Origin of the sequence: Fundidesulfovibrio putealis DSM 16056 (assembly GCF_000429325.1) — a bacterium.
In the GTDB taxonomy this organism is placed as follows: domain Bacteria; phylum Desulfobacterota; class Desulfovibrionia; order Desulfovibrionales; family Desulfovibrionaceae; genus Fundidesulfovibrio; species Fundidesulfovibrio putealis.
This window is the reverse complement of sequence record NZ_KE386886.1, coordinates 1-17,657: the sequence shown is the minus strand read 5'-3', so window position 1 is coordinate 17,657 and position 17,657 is coordinate 1. Positions and strand designations below refer to the sequence as shown.

Annotated in this window: 12 protein-coding genes and 2 pseudogenes; 7 read left to right on the top strand and 7 right to left on the bottom strand. The window is 62.6% G+C overall.

Annotated features, from left to right (window positions below):
- Positions 1-611: pseudogene (locus G453_RS28530) on the bottom strand (outer membrane homotrimeric porin); the annotation flags it as partial.
- A 545-nt stretch (positions 612-1,156) separates the two neighbouring features.
- Entirely contained in the window at positions 1,157-1,879 is a 723-nt protein-coding gene (locus G453_RS0120225; protein WP_027192494.1) for a carbonic anhydrase, read from the bottom strand.
- Positions 1,880-2,083: 204 nt separating this feature from the next.
- On the opposite strand from G453_RS0120225, the gene G453_RS0120220 reads away from it, so the two are divergent.
- Positions 2,084-2,443: a hypothetical protein gene (locus G453_RS0120220; protein WP_027192493.1), complete on the top strand. Its 360-nt coding sequence runs from the start codon at positions 2,084-2,086 to the stop codon at positions 2,441-2,443.
- Between the two features lie 56 nt (positions 2,444-2,499).
- On the opposite strand, the gene G453_RS0120215 is transcribed toward G453_RS0120220, so the two are convergent.
- From G453_RS0120215 to G453_RS25555, 3 genes are read right to left on the bottom strand one after another with little or no spacing between them, the layout of a single operon-like run.
- Positions 2,500-5,649 carry an efflux RND transporter permease subunit gene (locus tag G453_RS0120215; RefSeq protein ID WP_027192492.1) on the bottom strand — a complete coding sequence of 1,050 codons (3,150 nt, stop codon included), beginning with the start codon at positions 5,647-5,649 and terminating at the stop codon, positions 2,500-2,502.
- 14 nt (positions 5,650-5,663) lie between these two features.
- A complete protein-coding gene (locus G453_RS0120210; protein WP_027192491.1) occupies positions 5,664-6,818 on the bottom strand; it encodes an efflux RND transporter periplasmic adaptor subunit in 1,155 nt (384 codons plus the stop codon).
- A 13-nt stretch (positions 6,819-6,831) separates the two neighbouring features.
- The gene (locus G453_RS25555) at positions 6,832-8,415 is read right to left on the bottom strand and encodes an efflux transporter outer membrane subunit (RefSeq protein ID WP_051272687.1); all 1,584 of its coding nucleotides are present in this window, start codon (positions 8,413-8,415) and stop codon (positions 6,832-6,834) included.
- A 211-nt stretch (positions 8,416-8,626) separates the two neighbouring features.
- On the opposite strand from G453_RS25555, the gene G453_RS0120200 reads away from it, so the two are divergent.
- From G453_RS0120200 to G453_RS0120180, 5 genes are all read left to right on the top strand, one after another.
- On the top strand, positions 8,627-9,499 hold the full coding sequence (locus tag G453_RS0120200; protein WP_156921032.1) for a hypothetical protein: 873 nt from the start codon (positions 8,627-8,629) through the stop codon (positions 9,497-9,499).
- A 68-nt stretch (positions 9,500-9,567) separates the two neighbouring features.
- The gene (locus tag G453_RS0120195; RefSeq protein WP_027192489.1) at positions 9,568-10,383 is read left to right on the top strand and encodes a LytR/AlgR family response regulator transcription factor; all 816 of its coding nucleotides are present in this window, start codon (positions 9,568-9,570) and stop codon (positions 10,381-10,383) included.
- Complete coding sequence (locus G453_RS0120190; RefSeq protein WP_027192488.1) at positions 10,380-12,092, top strand: LytS/YhcK type 5TM receptor domain-containing protein; 1,713 nt, start codon at positions 10,380-10,382, stop codon at positions 12,090-12,092. Before G453_RS0120195 ends, G453_RS0120190 begins: the two co-directional genes overlap by 4 nt.
- Positions 12,093-12,384: 292 nt before the next feature.
- A complete protein-coding gene (locus G453_RS0120185; protein WP_027192487.1) occupies positions 12,385-14,196 on the top strand; it encodes a carbon starvation CstA family protein in 1,812 nt (603 codons plus the stop codon).
- Between the two features lie 173 nt (positions 14,197-14,369).
- Positions 14,370-16,181 (top strand): carbon starvation CstA family protein, encoded by a 1,812-nt coding sequence (locus tag G453_RS0120180; protein WP_027192486.1) that lies wholly within the window; start codon positions 14,370-14,372, stop codon positions 16,179-16,181.
- A 93-nt stretch (positions 16,182-16,274) separates the two neighbouring features.
- Here the strand turns inward: G453_RS0120180 and G453_RS29215 are convergent, their stop codons facing one another.
- Together G453_RS29215 and G453_RS27505 are read right to left on the bottom strand one after the other, a co-directional pair.
- Entirely contained in the window at positions 16,275-16,457 is a 183-nt protein-coding gene (locus tag G453_RS29215) for a type II toxin-antitoxin system TacA family antitoxin (protein ID WP_084502624.1), read from the bottom strand.
- Positions 16,458-16,489: 32 nt separating this feature from the next.
- Positions 16,490-17,392: a DnaB-like helicase C-terminal domain-containing protein gene (locus G453_RS27505; protein WP_084502622.1), complete on the bottom strand. Its 903-nt coding sequence runs from the start codon at positions 17,390-17,392 to the stop codon at positions 16,490-16,492.
- A 35-nt stretch (positions 17,393-17,427) separates the two neighbouring features.
- Between G453_RS27505 and G453_RS27500 the strand changes: the two are divergent.
- Positions 17,428-17,657: pseudogene (locus G453_RS27500) on the top strand (ISL3 family transposase); the annotation flags it as partial.

Sequence of the window (17,657 nt, the reverse complement as noted above, 5' to 3'; positions counted from 1 at the left end):
ATGGGCAGGGCCAGGAAGTAACCGTCGAATTCGTCAGGCACCTGGGTGGTGGTGGGGTCGAAGTCGCGGTTGGTGTCCAGCAGGCGGGTGAAGCCCGCGATGATCTTGAACTGGTCCACCACGGGGATGGACACGATGGCGGCGGCAGCGCGCGAACCACCGAACACGGGGTTGGCGTTCATCAGGGCGTCGGAGGAGATGGGCAGACCGAAGTCCTGCATGCCGATGGAGAACTCGACATCGGTGTTGGGCCATTTGAACTGCAGATAGGCCTGGTACACGTCGATGGAGACAGCCGGGTTGTCCACGGTGAAGGTGCCGTTACCCCAGGGAGTGTTGTTCACGCGGATGCCGAGGCGGAACTTCAGACCTTCGTTGGCGATGAAGTCGGTGCGGAGGCGGAAGCGCTCCCAGATGGTGAAGGCGTCGCCGGTGCGGGTGCCCGCGTTGTTGCCGCCGTTATTGATGTTCCACCCGGTGTAGTTCTGCTTCAGGAACCAGGTTGCGTGAATGCGTGCGTCGCCAGTCATCTTTACCTCGGTGGCGGCGGAGGCCAGGGCCACACAGCCGAACACCATGGCGAGGACGAGAGCCAGGGTAAGCTTTTTCATCTTCTTCTCCCTTGTGCATCAAGCGATTTTGCCGGACCGTCTTCAGGTTGGGCGCCGTACCAGAGAAGCCCTTCCTGATTTGCCATGGCTTCGCTCTAGACCCTCAATATTTTTGATGCAAGCAAAATGTGATGTTTTTTTGACCAGAGTAAAAATTATTATACGGTTCAGAATTTTGTATCCTGACTTCAGCCATTTATGCGCATGAGGATGGTTTTCCGCGTTCAAAGGAGTGTTTATCGTGCATATATCACCGGAATGGTAGGGAATTGTATGGCTGATTTAAAGTCAAATAATATTAAGATGTTCTTTATTTCGCACGGCTTGGTTATGATGCGCGCCGCCATACACGCTGTGGACGGGATAAAGCATTACAATTTTGAAATGTTTGTCACGGATATACAGCAACCAAGGCCTGGATTACTCGGCTGAAGCAGGGGAGTACTATGCAATAATGGGGTGCAGGGAATGAAGCAGAGAGAAAGAGGAAACGATGCGGTCACGGGGAGGGATGGAACCCTCCCCGTGAATATGAGATTTATCGGCTACTTGGCTCCGCCGGTGAGTTCCACCAGCTCCGCCTGCTTGGGATGTTCGCCCATCCAGTTCACCTTGCCGGATTCGAGGTCATAAATGGCGCCCACGACCTTGACGGCCTTGGACTTCACCATGTTGCGGATCATGGGGCTCTGCTTGAACAGGTCCTCAATGGACTGCCAGGTGTTGGCCTCGATGGCCTTGTTGGCCAGGGCCTCGCCGGTCAGGCCGGGGTTCTCGGCCTTGACCTTGGTGACCGGGGGCACGATGTTGGCCACCAGCGCTGGGATGTTGCCGTGGGCCTCGCCTCCGGCGATCACCGCGTTCACCGCGCCGCATTTGGTATGGCCGAGGACCACCAGCAGGTTGGAGCCCAGGTGGTCGGCGCCGTATTCGATGGTTCCGGCCTGGTCGAAATAGGTCACGTTTCCGGCCACGCGCACCACGAAGAGGTCGCCGACGCCCGTGTCAAAGACCACTTCCAGAGGCACGCGGCTGTCCGCGCAGCCCAGGATGGTGGCGAAAGGCTTCTGGCCTTCCTTGGCGGTGATCGAGCGACGCAGCGGATCCTGATTGGGATGGATGGTCTTGGACGTCACGAAGCGTTCGTTGCCGCGCTGCAGACGCTCAAGGGCCAGTTCGGGGGTCGTGCTCGGGGCCGGGCCGGAGGCCCATACCATGGCCGCGCAGACAAGAACGACCATCATGGACAGAGTCAGGACACGTTTCATCGGATCACTCCTTTTTTAAGTTTCAGGCCTTCAATATTATTCACTCTTTCATGCATGAAGTCAAACGAGGGCAGCGGGACGCGCTTTCCGGACAAAGTGCGCCCGGGATGTTTTCCCCCGGAGTATTCAGGTTCACGCATTAATGATGTATACCAAAAGGGCGTCCCGGAAAAGTGAATCCGTCCGATCGCAGGAGAGAAGCGTATGGCATGGCCGATTCTGGAAAAATTGGGCGGCATGTTCGCCAAAAGGCCGGACAAGCCTGAGCCCTTGGGGGAGGTCTCCGTGGTCACCTGCGGGCTGGTGGACGTCGATGATGCAGCCTGCGCCAGACTGAGCGTTGGGGAGGACCTGCCCCTGAGTCTGTGCGGAGACGGCCGCGTGGCCGTGACGCGCGCCAAGTCCAGGGCCCAGGACCCGGTGGGCTATCTTCCCGAGCGTGAGAGCCCCCACGTGGCCAAGCTCATGGAGGGGCGGGCCACCCTGGGCTGCCGGGTTGTGCAGATGGAGCGCGGCCAGGGCCGTGACGGACTGGTGCGCGTAAGGATATCCATTCGGATGTAACACGAGGCGGGGCCGCCTCTTCGTGTGAAGAAGCGGCCCCGCCATGAGTATTTGAGCTATTTTTCCGGCTGATCCGGCGCGCGCTCGGCGAGGCCCGGTTCGGGCGGCGAGAAGCGCTCGATGATGCCCTGGACCAGCACGTAGAACACCGGGACCACCAGCACCGCCAGCAGGGTGGAGGCCAGCATGCCGCCGAACACCGCTGTGCCCACAGCCCGCTGGCTGGCCGCACCCGCGCCGTTGGCGGAGAGCAGCGGCACCACGCCCAGGATGAAGGCGAAGCTGGTCATGAGGATGGGCCTGAAGCGAAGCCTCGCCGCAGCCACTGCCGCGTCCGCGATGGAATGGCCCTCGGCTCGCAGTTCGCGAGCGAATTCCACGATCAGAATGGCGTTCTTGGAGGCCAGCGCAATAAGCAGGACCACGCCCACCTGGGTGTAGACGTTGTTGTCCATGCCCCGGATGAACACTGCCATGGCCGTGCCCAAAAGGGCCAGGGGCACCACCATGATGACCGAGGTGGGCAAAAACCAGCTCTCGTATTGGGCGGCCAGCACCAGATAAACCAGCAGCACGGCCAGGGCGAAGATGAAGTAGGCCTCGTTGCCCACCTTCTTCTCCTGGTAGGCCATGTTGGTCCAGGAGATGCCCATGGAGGAGGGCAGATTGGCCTTGGAGAGCTGCTCCATGAGGGTCAGGGCCTCGCCGGAGGAGAAGCCCGGCGCGGCGGAGCCGAACACGGAGGCCCCGGTGAACAGGTTGTAGCGGGTGAGGATGGCCGGACCGACGATGTCCTTGGCCGAGATCAGCGCGCCCAAGGGCACCATGTTGCCCTGGTTGTTGCGCACTTCCAGCTTCATGATGTCGCTTGATTTCAGGCGGTACGCGGTGTCGGCCTGCGCGCGCACCTGATAGGTTCGTCCGAACAGGTTGAAGTCGTTGATGTAGGACGATCCCAGGTAGGTTTGCAGCGTGGAGAACACGTCCTGGATGGGCACGCCGTAGGTCAGGGCCTGGGTGCGGTTCACGTCGGCCCACACCTGCGGGGTGGAGGCCGAGAAGGTCGTGTTCAGCCCGGCCACGCCGCTCTGGCTGCGCCCGGCCACAATGACGTTGCGGATGGCGTCCTGCAGGGCCTGCGGTCCCAGGTTGCCCCAGTCCTGCACCACCATCTCGAAGCCGCCCGCCTGCCCGAGGCCCTGGATGGCCGGAGGCGCGAAGGCGAAGCCCATGGCGTCCTCGATCTGCATGAGGGCGCCGTTGATGTGCCGCAGGATGGCCGCCTGGGTCTCGTCCTTGCCGCGTAGGCTCCAGTCCTTGTAGGTGACGAAGGTGGTGATCATGTTGGACTGGTTGGCGTTGTCCAGGATGGACATGCCGCCGAAGGTGATCCAGTCCGAGACGCCGGGGGTGTTCTTGAGCATGGCGTTCAGCTTCTGGTTCACCTCCCTGGCCCTGACCTGCGAGGCCGCGGGAGGAAGCTGCACGGACATGATGCAGTAGCCCTGGTCCTCCTCGGGCAGGAAGCCCGTGGGCAGGCTGGTGAAGAGCCACATCGTCAGGACGATGAGACCGGCGTAGCCCAGCATGGCCGCCTTGCTGTGGTTCACCATGAAGCGCACCACGCGCTCGTATCCGTGCTCGAAGCGCTCATAGACTGTGTTGAAACCCCGGAAGAAGGCGTTCTTCTTTCCGGTCTGGGGTTTGAGCCACAGGGCGCACTGGGTGGGCTTGAGGGTGGCCGCGTTGATGGCGGAGATGAGCGCCGTGGAGGCGATGACCAGGGCGAACTGCCGGTAGATCTGGCCTGTCACGCCCGGCAGGAAGGCCACGGGCAGGAACACCGCCGAGAGCACCAGGGTGATGCCGATGATTGGCCCGAGCAGTTCGCTCATGGCCGCGATGGCGGCGTCCTTTGGCGATTTGCCCAGTTCCATGTGGTGCGCCGCGCCTTCCACGATGATGATCGCGTCGTCCACCACGATGCCGATGGACAAGATGATGCCGAACAGGGTGATGAGGTTCACCGAGAACCCGAGGCCGGACATGGCCACGAACGCGCCCAGTATGGTCACAGGCACCGTGGTGGCCGGAACCAGCATGGCCCGGAAGTTCTGCAGGAAGACCATGATGACGATGAGCACCAGCACGCCTGCTTCGAACAGGGTCTTGTACACGTCGTGGATGGAGGCGTTGACGAACAGCGTGGTGTCGAAGGGGACGGAGTAGACGAGCCCCGGCGGGAAGTCCTTGGAGAGTTTGGCGATCTCCGCGCGCACGCTCTCGGCCACGTTCAGGGCGTTGGCTCCGGGCAGCAGATAGATGGGGATGCAGGCCGCAGGCTGGCCGTTCTTCTCGCCGAACAGGGTGTAGGTCTTGGCGCCCAGTTCCACCCGGCCAAGGTCCTTGACGCGCACCACCTTGCCGGTCTGGTCGAAGGAGCTCTTGACGATGATGTTCTCGAACTCCTCCACCGTGACGAGTCGGCCCTGGGTCTGCACCGTCAGCTGGAACTGCTGGTTGGGCGGAGTGGGGGCCTGCCCCAGCTGGCCCGAAGCCACCTGGACGTTCTGCTGCGACACGGCGTTCACCACGTCCTGGGCCGAGAGGCTCAAGGACTTCAGCTTGCCGGGGTCCAGCCAGATGCGCATGCCGTAGTCGTCCGCGCCAACGATGGAGAGGTCGCCTACGCCGTCCAGGCGGGCGATGGCGTCTTTTATGCGAAGCGTGGCGTAGTTGGAGAGGAACAGGTCGTCGAAGGTGCCGTCCGGGGAGGTCAGCGAGATGACCAGCAGGATGGCCGTGGACTTCTTCTTGACCGTCAGGCCCTGGCTCTGCACCTGCTGGGGCAGGCTCGGGATGGCGATGTTCACCCGGTTCTGGACCAGCATGGTGGCGATGTCCAGGTCGGTGCCCACCTCGAAGGTGATGGTGAGGTTGTAGCTGCCGTCGCTGGCGGACTTGGAGGACATGTAGAGCATCTTTTCGACGCCGTTGACCTGCTGCTCGATGGGAGCGGCAACGGTTTCGGCGAGCACCTCGGGGCTGGCCCCGGGGAACGATGCGGACACCTGCACCGTGGGCGGGGTGATCTCCGGGTACTGGGCCACGGGCAGCGAAAACAGCGACACCGCGCCCAGGAGCATCATGACGATGGCCAGGACGTTGGAGAGGACCGGGCGGTCAATGAAGAATTTTGAGAACATGTGGGCGTCGTTTCCTAGGGTTTGGCCGCTGCGGGGGCGCCCGGGGCTGCTTCTTCCGGAGTCACTTCGCCGCCTGCCCTGGCCCGCTGGATGCCGTTGACGATCACCCGCTCCGAGCCGTCCAGGCCTTTGTCGATGATCCGCATGCCGTCCACGACCGTGCCGACGCTCACGGGGCGCTGCTCCACGATGTTCTTGTCACCGACCACCAGCACGTAATGTCCCACCTGGGCCACGCCCACGGCGGCTTCCGGCAGCAGCAGGGCGTCGCGCGTTTCCACGGGCGCGCGCAGGCGCACGAACAGGCCGGGCAGCAGGTCCCGCTTGGGATTGGGGAACACGCCGCGCATGAGCAGCGTGCCGGTCTGGGGATCGACGCCCAGGTCGGTGTAATCGAGGGTGCCCTTGTAGTTGTAGCTGGTGGTGTTGGAGAGCCCCATCTCCAGGGCGGCCTTGCCCTTGGGGTCGTCGTGCTTGTTCTCGTGCGCCTTGATGATGCGCAAGAGCTCGCGTTCGTTCAGGGTGAAATACACGTAGAGCGGATCGTCCTGGATGATGGTGGACAGAAGCGTCTGCTGGCCCCCGCCGCCCACCAGGTTGCCCACGTCCACCTGGTGGCGTCCCATGCGGCCGTCGAAGGGGGCGGTGATCATGGTGTAGCTCAGGTTCAGCTTGGCGATGTCCAGCTGGGCTCTGGCCGACTCCAGGCTGGCGATGGCGGAGTCACGCGTGGTCTGCCACTTCACCACCTCGGTGTCGGGTCCGGCCTTCTCGGCGTAGAGCTTTTTGGCGCGGTTGTATTCGATTTCGGCCTGGGTCAGGGTGGCCTTGTAGCTGTCGATGGAGGCCTGGGCCTCTTTCACCTTGGCCTTGTACTGATCCTGCTGGATGACGAAGAGCAGCTGGTCCTTCTTGACGTGCTGGCCGTCCTGGAACTTGATGGCCTGGAGGTAACCTTCCACGCGGGCGGGCAGGTTGACGGACTGCATGGCCTGGGTGTTGCCCGTCGCCTCCAGGTAGTCCACCACGGACTTGCGCAGGGGCTTGGCCACGGTGACCTTGGGGGCCGGAGGCGGCACGTAGGCGTTGCGCTTGTCGCAGGCGACGATCAGGGTCGAGGCGGCCAGGAGGGCCACAAGCATCAGGTAACGCTTCGCGTGTCGGCGCATGAGAGTCATCCTTTTATAAACCCGGAACATAACGGTCCAACCCACTCTTGGCAGGGTCTTCCTGCTTGGCGGGATTCTCCTTGAGCATCGGACCCCAGAAGGTGCGCTTGGACATCTCTTCCTGGATCTGCGGCGGCACGGCTTCGGGCCGTTCCTGCCAGCCTCCGCCGAGCGCCCGGTACAGGCTCACCATGCCCAGCGCGATGTTGCCCTGGGCCTGGGCCAGCGAGTCCTGCTGGTTCAGCTGGTCCTGCTGGGCCACGATGACCGTGGTGAAGTCGGTCTTGCCCTCGCGGTATTGCAGGAAGGCCAGCTCCGCCCCGCGCTTCGCGGCGTCGGCGGCCTTGGCCAGGAACCCTGCCTGGGCGCGGGACTGCTGGTAGTCGGAGAAGCCGTCCTCGGCCTCCTTGAGGGCCTTGAGCACGGTGTTCCGGTAGGTGAGCAGGGCTTCCTGGAACAGGGCGTCCTGCACGCGGACGTTGTTTATGATGCGCCCGTAGTTGAACAGGTTCCAGGTGACGGACGGGCCGAACCCGGCGGTGAAGCTCTTGGCAGAGAGGATGTCCGCCAGGGAGAAGGCCCCCATGTTGGAGGACAGCCAGCCCACGTTGCCCGTGAGGCTGAACGACGGGAACAGCTCCGCCTTGGCCACGCCGATCTGGGCGCACTGGGCCATGGCCTGGTACTCGGCCTGCCGGATGTCCGGGCGGCGGCGCAGCAGCTCAGCCGGGACGCCCACGCCGATCTGGGCCGGGCATTGCGGGATGCGCGAGGACTCCCCGAGCAGCGCCGCGAGGTCGGAGGGTGGCATGCCCAGAAGGATCGCCAGGGCGTGGCGCGACTTCTGGATGGAGTTGGTCAGTTGCGGCACGCGGGCCAGGGTGGATTCGAGCAGCGTCTTGGCCTGCATGACGTCGCGCTCGCTGGTGGCCCCCAGGGTGAAGCGGATGTCCGCGATCTTCAGGGCCTCGGTTTCCAGTACGGCGTTTTCCTTGGCGATGCGCAGGCGCGCCTCGCTGACGCGCAACGCCACGTAGGTGCTGGCCACGTCGGAGGCCAGGGTTACCAGGGCGTTGTCGTAGTCGGCTACGCTGGCCGCGAGGCTTGCGTCGGCGGACTCCACTGCCCGGCGGAACTTGCCCCAGAAGTCCAGCTCCCAGGCGGCCTGGACGCCCAGGTTGTTCTGCCAGTAGATCCACTGCGTTCCGGACTGGTTGCCGGGCTGGGGAGCGGAGGGGTTGCTCTGGCTGGCCTGGGTGTAGGTGTAGCCGCCTACGCCCTGCTGGGTCTGCGGATAGATGTTGCCAACGGCGATACCCAGCTGCGCTCTGGACTGGAGGATACGCACCCCGGCGATGTGCAGGGGGATGTTCTGCTTGCGCGACAGCGCAACGAGGTTGTCCAGCACCGGATCGTCAAAGAGTTTCCACCAGTCCTCCACCGGGGGCAGGTCCGGGCGGGACTGGGCGTACTCGGCTTCCAGCCAGGAGTCTGGTTTGGCCGCAGAGGGCTTTTTGAAGTCCGGGCCGACCTTCATGCAGCCGCAGAGGCTCACGGCGGCGAGGAGAATCAGCGGCAGAAGAAAGCGCGTGCTCATGTTTCATCCAATGACGGAGTGCTTAGGGTGGGTATTGTTTAACACCAGGCAGGCAGTGCAAGGCAATAGAAAAACGCCGTAAAATTGGAGATAAATGCCTCTGTTACATTCGGGAGGACTGGATCCGGGGAGGTGGAAATGGCACGTGACGAGGCATGAAGAAGATGGGTATGGACTCGTAGCGGCCAGCGAACCGGCCGGAGGAGGCACTGTGAATGTAAGAATCGCGAAGGCGCTGTTGTCGACGGTGCAGACCGTATTCCTGTGGTCGCTGCTCTTTTGCCTGCCGGGGGTATCTTCGGCCCAGATTCCCGCAACCGGGGCAGCCACCATCCAGGATATGCTGTTCGCGCCCTTCGATGCCCTCTACGCCGCAAGCGTCCTGGACGCGCAGGCCAATCTTGCGCATCTGAAACAGCCCCCGTCCGCGCCCGCCATCCAGGACATCACCCCGGAGAACAAGGCCCTCATCTGGAAAGGCGAGCCCGGCGCAAGCCAGGTGCTGGTGACCACCTTCACCAAGTCGGCCTATTATTCCAATCTCCAGTCCGGGCAGACCATCCCTGCGGCGGTGGACCTGTGGGTGGTGCCCGCCCCGCAGATGTACACGGAAGTGCGTGCCGAAGACCCCCAGGGTGCCGCGCTCGCGCCCAAGCTGGCCGCCTCGCAGTATCTGGGGCTTCCTCCGCGTAACACCAACGACTCGGTGGTGTCTGTCTGGGTCGATCCAGCCATGTTGCTGCGTCCGGCCATCGACCCGCGAACCGACACCCACGAGCTGGAGACCTCGTTCCCCCTGACCCTGCAGAACGTGCCGCTCACGCAGGCCCCTGTCCTGCCCAAGGACCCGCCCGCGCCGGGGTTCTCCTCCGTGCCGGACTACGCCGCATGGTTCTTGGACCGCCAGAGCGTCATCTACAATTTCACGGTCTCAGGCGGCCCCTACCCCTGGACCGGGCTCGGCTACACCTACGACTGGAACCCCGCCGCTCCCGACGTGGTGGGCGCGAGCGAGTTCATCATCCCGCGCGGCTCCCCGGTGACCTTCCGGGACGCCACCCCGGTGGGCGAGTATTTCAAATGACGCCCCGTCTCCGGCGGTCCCGCCGGGCACTTTACAGTGGACGGTTTGGAAGGTAGCGCACAAAAATCATGATGATCCACGCCCTCATCGTTGACGACGAAGCCCCGGCCCGCGACGAGCTGGCCTACCTGCTGGAAGACCACCCCGATGTGCGCGCCCGGCAGGCGTCCAACGCCCAGGAGGCCCTGGCCGCCATCGCGCGCGGCGATGTCACCCTGGTATTCCAGGACATCCAGATGCCCGGCCAGGACGGTTTCCATGTGCTGGCCGAGGCCCAGGACCTCGATCATCCGCCGGTGTTCGTGTTCGTCACCGCCTATGACCAGCACGCCATCCGTGCCTTCGAGGAGAACGCCGCCGATTATCTGCTGAAGCCGGTCTCTCCAGAGCGTCTTGCCAAGTGCCTGGACCGCGTGCGCAAGCTGCTGCACGCCCCTGAAGCCGCCCACAGCGAGGATTGCTCCGGCGCGCAGCTCGACACCAGCGGCCAGCCCCTGCGCGAGGCCGTGGAGCGCCTGTTGTCCTCGGTGGGGCGCGCAAAGCCCCTGCCGCGCCTGGCCGTGGAGCAGGGCGGACGCATCTGCCTGGTGTCCACCGCCAAGGTCATCCTGGTGGAGGCCGACGAGAAGCGCGTGCTGGCCGTAACCGACATGGGCCAGTTGTCCTGCCACGGCCTGCCCACCCTGGCCAAGGCCGCCGAGCGCCTGGAAGGCCTGCCCTTCTTCCAGGCCAACCGCGCCCAGCTCATAAACCTGGAGCGCATCGCGGAGTTCTCCCCCTGGTTCGGCGGCAAGTATCATGTTGTCATGAACGACGCCGACCGCACCGAAATAACCGTCAGCCGCAACCGCGTGCGCGACTTCAAGACGCGGCTTGGCATATGAACGACCTCTTCAATCCCGAAGTCCCCGAGCTGTTCCTGAACCTCTCCCAGCGGTTCGGGCTGCTGCTGGCGGGCGGCTTCGCCATCATGACCGTCACCTCCCTGGACAAGCTGGGTCCGCGCCGCGACCGGCCCATGTGGGCCACCCTCCTGCTGGTGGTGCTGTTCGGGCTGTTCGGGGTGCTCGGCACCTACACCGGCAACGCGGTTTTCAAATCTTTCGCCAACCTGCGGGCCATGGTGGTCGTCACGGCGGGCCTGTTCGGCGGCCCCGGCGTGGGCTTCGGCGTGGGCTTCATCGCGGGCGCGCACCGCTACCTCATCGACATCGGCGGGTTCTCCGCCCTGCCGTGCGGGCTGGCCACGCTCCTGGAAGGCACTGTGGCGGGCCTCATCGCCCGGCGCTACGGCGGCAACAGCCTGGACTGGCGACTCGCCATGGGGTTGTGCCTCGCGGGCGAGACCCTGCACATGGGGCTGGTGCTGCTCTTCTCGCAGCCCCTGGTGGAGGCCGTGGCCCTGGTGCAGGTCATCGCGCTGCCCATGATCGTGTTCAACTCCTTGGGGGCCGCGCTCTTCGTCAAGGCGCTTGACCTCCAGATGCGCTTCAAGCAGGCCCAGGACCGCGACCTGGCCCGCCAGATACTGTCCATCGCCAACCAGACCGTGGGCTACCTGCGCTCCGGCCTGACCGTGGATTCGGCCAAGGCCACCGCCGCCATCATCATGCACGAGGCCCAGGTGGCCGCCGTGGCCGTGACCTCCGGCCAGACCATCCTGGCCCACGCGGGCGAGGGCGAGGATCATCACCAGAGCGGCGGAATTGTACTCACCCAGGCCACCCAGCGCGTCATCGAGAGCGGGGAGCCGGTGTTCATACGCGGCAAGAGCGAGATCGCCTGCTCGGAGCGCGGCTGTCCCCTGTCCGAGGCCATCATCGTGCCGCTGCGCAAAGGGCAGACCATCCTCGGCTGCCTGAAGCTCTACGGCACCCATCGCCTGCCCCTGGACGAGACCCTGTTCGAGCTGGCCAAGGGTCTCGCCGACCTCTTCTCCACCCAGTTGGAGCTGGAAGACATCGGCATCAAGAACCAGCTGCTGGCCCACGCCGAGATCAGGCGTCTCCAGGCCCAGATCAACCCACACTTTCTGTTCAACTCCCTGAACACCATCGCCAGCTTCTGCCGCACAGCGCCCGCCCAGGCCCGCGAGCTGCTCCTGGACCTCTCGCGCTACATGCGGCGCAACCTGGACTCCAGCCGGGGCCTCATCCGCCTGAGCGAGGAGGTCGACCAGACCCGCGCCTATCTGGCCATCGAGCAGGCCCGCTTCGGCGAGCGCATCAAGGCCGACATCGACCTCGGCCCCGGCGCGCAGGACTGCCTCGTGCCGCCGCTGCTCATTCAGCCGCTGGTGGAGAACGCCGTGCGGCACGGCATCCTCGCCAAAGAAGAGGGTGGACTGGTGCGGCTGACCGCCTGGCGCGAGAACGGGCACCTGCTGGTGGAGGTCCACGACGACGGCGCAGGCATGCAGGATGACCAGGTGCGGGCGATATCCAGCGCCGGGACGCTGGAGTCGCTCACGGAAGGCATCGGCGCGCGCAACTCCAACCAGCGGCTCGTGCAGCTCTTCGGGCCGGACTACGGGCTGAACGTGGTCAGCACCGTGGGGGAAGGCACCAGCATCAGCCTGCGGATTCCGCAGTAACAGCACCGGGCTCCGCCCGGACCCGGCAGGGCGCTGCCCTGCACCCGCCAGGGGAGAAGCCTCCCCTGGACCCGGCTATTCGCTTCGCGTCGTGTACGGGAGGCTTGCGGCGGGGCGTGACACCCCCAGCCCCATCGCGCCGAACCTCGCCCCCAATTTCCCCCTGCCGTTTCACCCCCGCCTTCGTGCTTTTCGCTCCCCTGATCATCCCTTTCGCGCCGGAACCATTGTCTGAATGATGTGGGGATGAAAAATGGGCTCATCATTTCGCAGGAGCGAGGAGGACAGTTTTATGAACGCGTTGACCCTTGTGTTCGCAGCACTATGCGTCTTCGCCATCGGCTACCGCTTCTATGGCCTGTTCATAGCGAAGCACGTGCTGGGGGTGAAGGAGACCCGTCTGACCCCGGCCATCAAGATGGCCGACGGCGTGGACTACGTGGAAACCAACAAATACGTGCTCTTCGGGCACCATTTCGCAGCCATCGCAGCTGCTGGCCCGCTGCTTGGACCAGTGCTGGCGGCTCAGTTCGGCTATCTGCCGGGCGCGCTGTGGATTCTGGTCGGCTGCGTGATGGCCGGTGCGGTTCACGACCTGGTGGTGCTGTTCGCCTCGGTGCGCCACAAGGGCCAGAGCCTCGCCTACATCGCAACCCAGGAAGTGGACAAGTTCACCGGCGGCGTGGCTTCGTTCGCGGTGCTGTTCATCCTGATCCTGACCCTGGCCGGCCTGTCCATCGCCTGCGTCAACGCCATGCACGACAGCGCCTGGGCCACGTTCACCGTGTTCGCCACCATCCCCATCGCCATCTTCATGGGCCTGTACCTCCAGTACCTGCGCCCCGGCGACGTGAAGGGCGCGTCCATCATGGGCGTCGGCCTTCTGGCCCTGGCGGTCGTCGGCGGCCACTGGATCACCGAGATTCCGACCATCGCCAACATTTTCACCCTGTCCAAGCCTGCCCTGTCCCTGGCCGTGCCCATCTACGGCGTGGCCGCGTCGATCCTGCCGGTGTGGCTGCTCTTGTGCCCGCGCGACTACCTGTCCACCTATCTGAAGATCGGCACCGTTGCCATGCTGGCCATCGGCATCTTCTGGGTGCGCCCCGACCTCCAGATGGAAGCCATCACCAAGTTCTTCTCCGGCGGCGGCCCCATCATCCCCGGACCGGTGTTCCCGTTCCTGTTCATCACCATCGCCTGCGGCGCGATCTCCGGCTTCCACGCCATCATCGCCACCGGCACCACCCCCAAGATGCTCGACTCCGAGCGCAACCTGCTCTTCGTGGGCTACGGCGCGATGCTGACCGAGGGCTTCGTGGCCATCATGGCCCTCATCGCTGCCTGCACCATGGTCCCGGCGGACTACTTCGCCATCAACTCCGCCCCGGCGGTGTTCGAGAAGCTGGGCATGGCCACCGTGCACCTGGACAGCATCTCGGTGGCGGTGGGCGAGAAGCTCCACGGCCGTCCCGGCGGCGCGGTATCGCTGGCCGTTGGCATGGCGCAGATCTTTGCGGCCATCCCCATCATGAAGTCCCTGGTGGCCTACTGGTACCACTTCGCCATCATGTTCGAGGCCGTGTTCATCCTGACCGCCATCGACGCCGGAACCCGCGTTGGCCGCTTCTTCCTGCAGGAAATGATCGGCTCCTTCGCGCCCAAGTTCAACGAGAAGCGCTGGTGGCCCGGCGTGGTCATCACCTCGCTCCTGTTCACCGGCTCCTGGGGCTACCTGGTGTACACCGGTGACATCTCCACCATCTGGCCGCTGTTCGGCATGTCCAACCAGCTGCTGGCCTCGGTGGGCCTCATCATCGGCACGGTCATGATCATTCGTCTCGGAAAGGCCAAGTATGCCTGGATCACCGCCGTCCCCGGCGTGGGTCTGGCAGGCATCACCATGTGGGCGGGCTACCTGTCCATCATGAACAACTTCCTGCCCAAGAAGCTGTACCTGCTGTCTTCCATGGCTGTTATCGTCATGACGCTCATGCTCATCGTCATGGTGGGCGCGTTCCGGCGCGTGATGAAGCTCCTGAAGGTTCAGAAGACCGTCCCCGACCAGTACGGCGAACCTGTGCTGGAGGTCGTTCCCGAGTAACGGCATCGTCGCTCGCCCCCCTGAACGGGGGATCCTCCTAAAAAGAAGGCCGTCTGGCGGACACCAGGCGGCCTTCTTCTGTTTCCAGGCGGGCTTTGTCCGGAGATAGGTGTTGAGTTCTTCCGAGTATTTATGTCAAAAGAAAGCATCCCGAACCAAGGAGGAGGAACCACATGAATGCGTTGACGTTGGTGTTTGCGGCGCTCTGCCTTTTCGCCATAGCCTACCGTTTTTACGGGCTTTTTCTCACCAAAACGGTTCTAGGAGTAAACGAGACCCGGCTGACCCCGGCGATCAAACAGGCTGATGGAGTGGATTACGTCGAGACCAACAAGTACGTGTTGTTCGGCCACCATTTCGCGGCCATCGCCGCAGCCGGTCCGCTGCTTGGGCCGGTGCTCGCCGCCCAGTTCGGCTACGCGCCCGGCGCATTGTGGATTCTGGTGGGTTGCGTGCTGGCCGGCGCCGTGCACGACACTGTGGTGCTGTTCGCCTCCGTGCGCCACAAGGGGCAGAGTCTGGCCTACATCGCCACCCAGGAAGTGGACAAGTTCACGGGCGGGGTGGCCTCCTTCGCGGTTCTGTTCATCCTCATTCTTACTTTGGCGGGTCTTTCCATCGCCGTGGTCAATGCGATGTTCCATAGCCCTTGGGGCACCTTCACCGTGTTCGCCACCATCCCCATCGCCCTGCTGATGGGCGTGTACCTGCACGTCTGGCGTCACGGCGACGTGAAGGGCGCATCGCTCATGGGCCTGGTGCTCCTGGTGCTGGCCATCCTGGCCGGGCCGTATGTGGTGGAGAACCCCACCCTGGCGGGCTGGTTCACCATGAGCAAGAACAGCATCTCCGTGAGCATCCCCATCTACGGCTTCGTGGCCTCGGTGCTGCCGGTGTGGCTGCTCCTGTGCCCGCGCGATTACCTGTCCACCTACCTGAAGATCGGCACCATCGCCATGCTGGCCATCGGCATCTTCTGGGTGCGGCCTGATCTGCAAATGGAAGCCTTCACCAAGTTCGTCAGCGGCGGCGGCCCCATCATCCCCGGCGCGGTGTTCCCGTTCCTGTTCATCACCATCGCCTGCGGGGCGATCTCGGGCTTCCACGCCATCATCGGCTCCGGCACCACGCCCAAGATGCTCGACAACGAGCGCAACATCCTGTTCGTGGGCTACGGGGCCATGCTGGTGGAGGGCTTCGTGGCCATCATGGCGCTGATCGCAGCCTGCGTGATGGTCCCCGGCGACTACTTCGCCATCAACACCGCCCCTGCGGTGTTCGCCAAGCTCGGCATGACCACCACGAACCTGCCGGAGCTCTCCACCGCCGTGGGCGAAACCCTGGCCGGACGTCCCGGCGGCGCGGTGTCGCTGGCCGTGGGCATGGCCTACATCTTCTCGTCCATTCCCTTCATGAAGGGGCTCATGGGGTACTGGTACCACTTCGCCATCATGTTCGAGGCCGTGTTCATCCTGACCGCCGTGGACACCGGCACCCGCGTGGGCCGCTTCTTCCTGCAGGAGATGATCGGGCAGGTGGTGCCCAAGTTCCAGGAAAAGCGCTGGGTGCCCGGTATCGTCATCACCAGCGCGCTGTTCACGTTCTCATGGGGTTATCTGGTGTACACCGGCGACATCTCCACCATCTGGCCGCTGTTCGGCATGTCCAACCAGCTGCTGGCGGCGGTGGGGCTTATAATCGGCACCGTGATGCTGATCCGCATGAACAAGACCCGGTATGTATGGATGACCGCCGTTCCGGGCTTCGCGCTGGTCTGCATGACCATGTGGGCGGGCTACCTGAACGTGACCACCAACTTCATGCCCAAGAACCTGTACCTGCTGACCACCCTGGCCATCACGGTCATGGTGCTGATGACCCTGGTGATAATCGGCGCGATAAAGCGCTGCCTGCACCTCTTGAAGATCAACAAGACCGTGAACGACCCCTACGGCGAACCCGTGCTGGAGGTTGTGCCCGAGTAGGCGGTGCACCAGTGACGGCGTGACGCGAGTTGAATGAAAGAGGCCGCCGGACAGGAGTCCGGCGGCCTTTTGTGCCTTGGGTGCGTGGGTACTTCAGTCGAAAACGCTCTTTGTCTGGAGCAATGCTTCAAGGTGAGGCTTTGGACTGGGCGGTCTGTCCAGAGCCTGGGTAAACAGGAGCCATTGTTCGTCGGATAGGACAAGGCGCAGTTGCTCAGTGGAAACCGCCTTACAATTCTTCAGCGCTGTTTCCTTGGTGGAAGGGGCATGGTCCATGTCGCATGAGATTCTGACAAATATATGAATGCTTAATCCGAGAATAGATTGGCAGTGTCCGTAGTGTTTACGAATGATGTAGATTCAGGAAAGAAGCGAAGTTTGCAAAATCCAGTTGGGCCATTGCTATGCTTGGCAATTATGATCTCTGTGAGTGAATTGTCAGCTTGGCTGTCATTTGATTTGTGGTAGAATGAGTCACGATAAATAAACAGAATAAGATCGGCGATCTGTTCAATGGCTCCTGACTCGCGTAGGTCAACAGTGAGTGGGCGTTTGTCAGTGCGGTCTTCAATTCTTCGGTTTATGTGTGATGTCGCAATTATTGGGACGGATAGTTCTTTGGCTAGGGATTTCAGGTTGATGGTAATGTTCGTTATCTCTTGTTCTCGCGTGTCGTAGATTTTGTCTGCGTTTAGTAACTGGAGACAGTCAATGATTATGATCCCGCCTGGGTGTTTTGAAGTGAAATCCCTGCAGTAGTTCTCTAATCCTGAGACTGTTATCCTGGGTGTGTCAACTATAAATAATGGGGAAGGTGAGATGGTGTTAGCTGCTTCATATATACGAGCCCAGTCGGCGTCATCCATCCTTCCATTTTTGAATTTTCTGGTATTTACTTTTCCCCATGAGCAAAGCATCCGAGAGATAAGATTGATTCTGCTCAGTTCTAGTGATATGAAAAGTGTTGGTACAGCCTGCATACAGGCCGTGTTTACTGCAATATTTGATACAAATGATGTCTTCCCCATGGAGGGGCGACTGGCGAGTATTATTAGGTCTCCTTTTTGAAGCCCGCAAGTGCATTCATCAAGTTGGTAAAATCCTGTTCCGATTCCAGAATATGTCGATTCCCCGGTTGTGCGTATAATTAAATCTGGTTCCTCGACGCGAGACGTGGAAATCAGCTTTCTTGACTCTACTTCCTGACGCATCGTAGCTTCTGCCCTTTCCCAGGAGGTAAGATGCCGTGGATGCTAACGATTTACTGACGTTGGGTCTTGGCCTCACAGCGCCCTGGCGAGTCGTGGGCCAGTCCCTGGACCTTGCAAAGCAGCCAAGCGAGCTTCGCCTTGAGGTCGAGGCCGCGAGAGGTGAGCGCTACCCTTGCCCGGCGTGCGGTGCGACTTGTAAGGCCCATGATTTCGCGGAGTTCAGCTGGCGTCATCTCAACTTCTTCCAGCATCACTGCCTTATCAA

Coding starts and splice junctions, on each gene's coding strand:
- G453_RS0120225 (WP_027192494.1), bottom strand. CDS start 1,879: ATGAAACGTGTCCTGACTCTGTCCATGATGGTCGTTCTTGTCTGCGCG.
- G453_RS0120220 (WP_027192493.1), top strand. CDS start 2,084: ATGGCATGGCCGATTCTGGAAAAATTGGGCGGCATGTTCGCCAAAAGG.
- G453_RS0120215 (WP_027192492.1), bottom strand. CDS start 5,649: ATGTTCTCAAAATTCTTCATTGACCGCCCGGTCCTCTCCAACGTCCTG.
- G453_RS0120210 (WP_027192491.1), bottom strand. CDS start 6,818: ATGCGCCGACACGCGAAGCGTTACCTGATGCTTGTGGCCCTCCTGGCC.
- G453_RS25555 (WP_051272687.1), bottom strand. CDS start 8,415: ATGAGCACGCGCTTTCTTCTGCCGCTGATTCTCCTCGCCGCCGTGAGC.
- G453_RS0120195 (WP_027192489.1), top strand. CDS start 9,568: ATGATGATCCACGCCCTCATCGTTGACGACGAAGCCCCGGCCCGCGAC.
- G453_RS0120190 (WP_027192488.1), top strand. CDS start 10,380: ATGAACGACCTCTTCAATCCCGAAGTCCCCGAGCTGTTCCTGAACCTC.
- G453_RS0120185 (WP_027192487.1), top strand. CDS start 12,385: ATGAACGCGTTGACCCTTGTGTTCGCAGCACTATGCGTCTTCGCCATC.
- G453_RS0120180 (WP_027192486.1), top strand. CDS start 14,370: ATGAATGCGTTGACGTTGGTGTTTGCGGCGCTCTGCCTTTTCGCCATA.
- G453_RS29215 (WP_084502624.1), bottom strand. CDS start 16,457: ATGGACCATGCCCCTTCCACCAAGGAAACAGCGCTGAAGAATTGTAAG.
- G453_RS27505 (WP_084502622.1), bottom strand. CDS start 17,392: ATGCGTCAGGAAGTAGAGTCAAGAAAGCTGATTTCCACGTCTCGCGTC.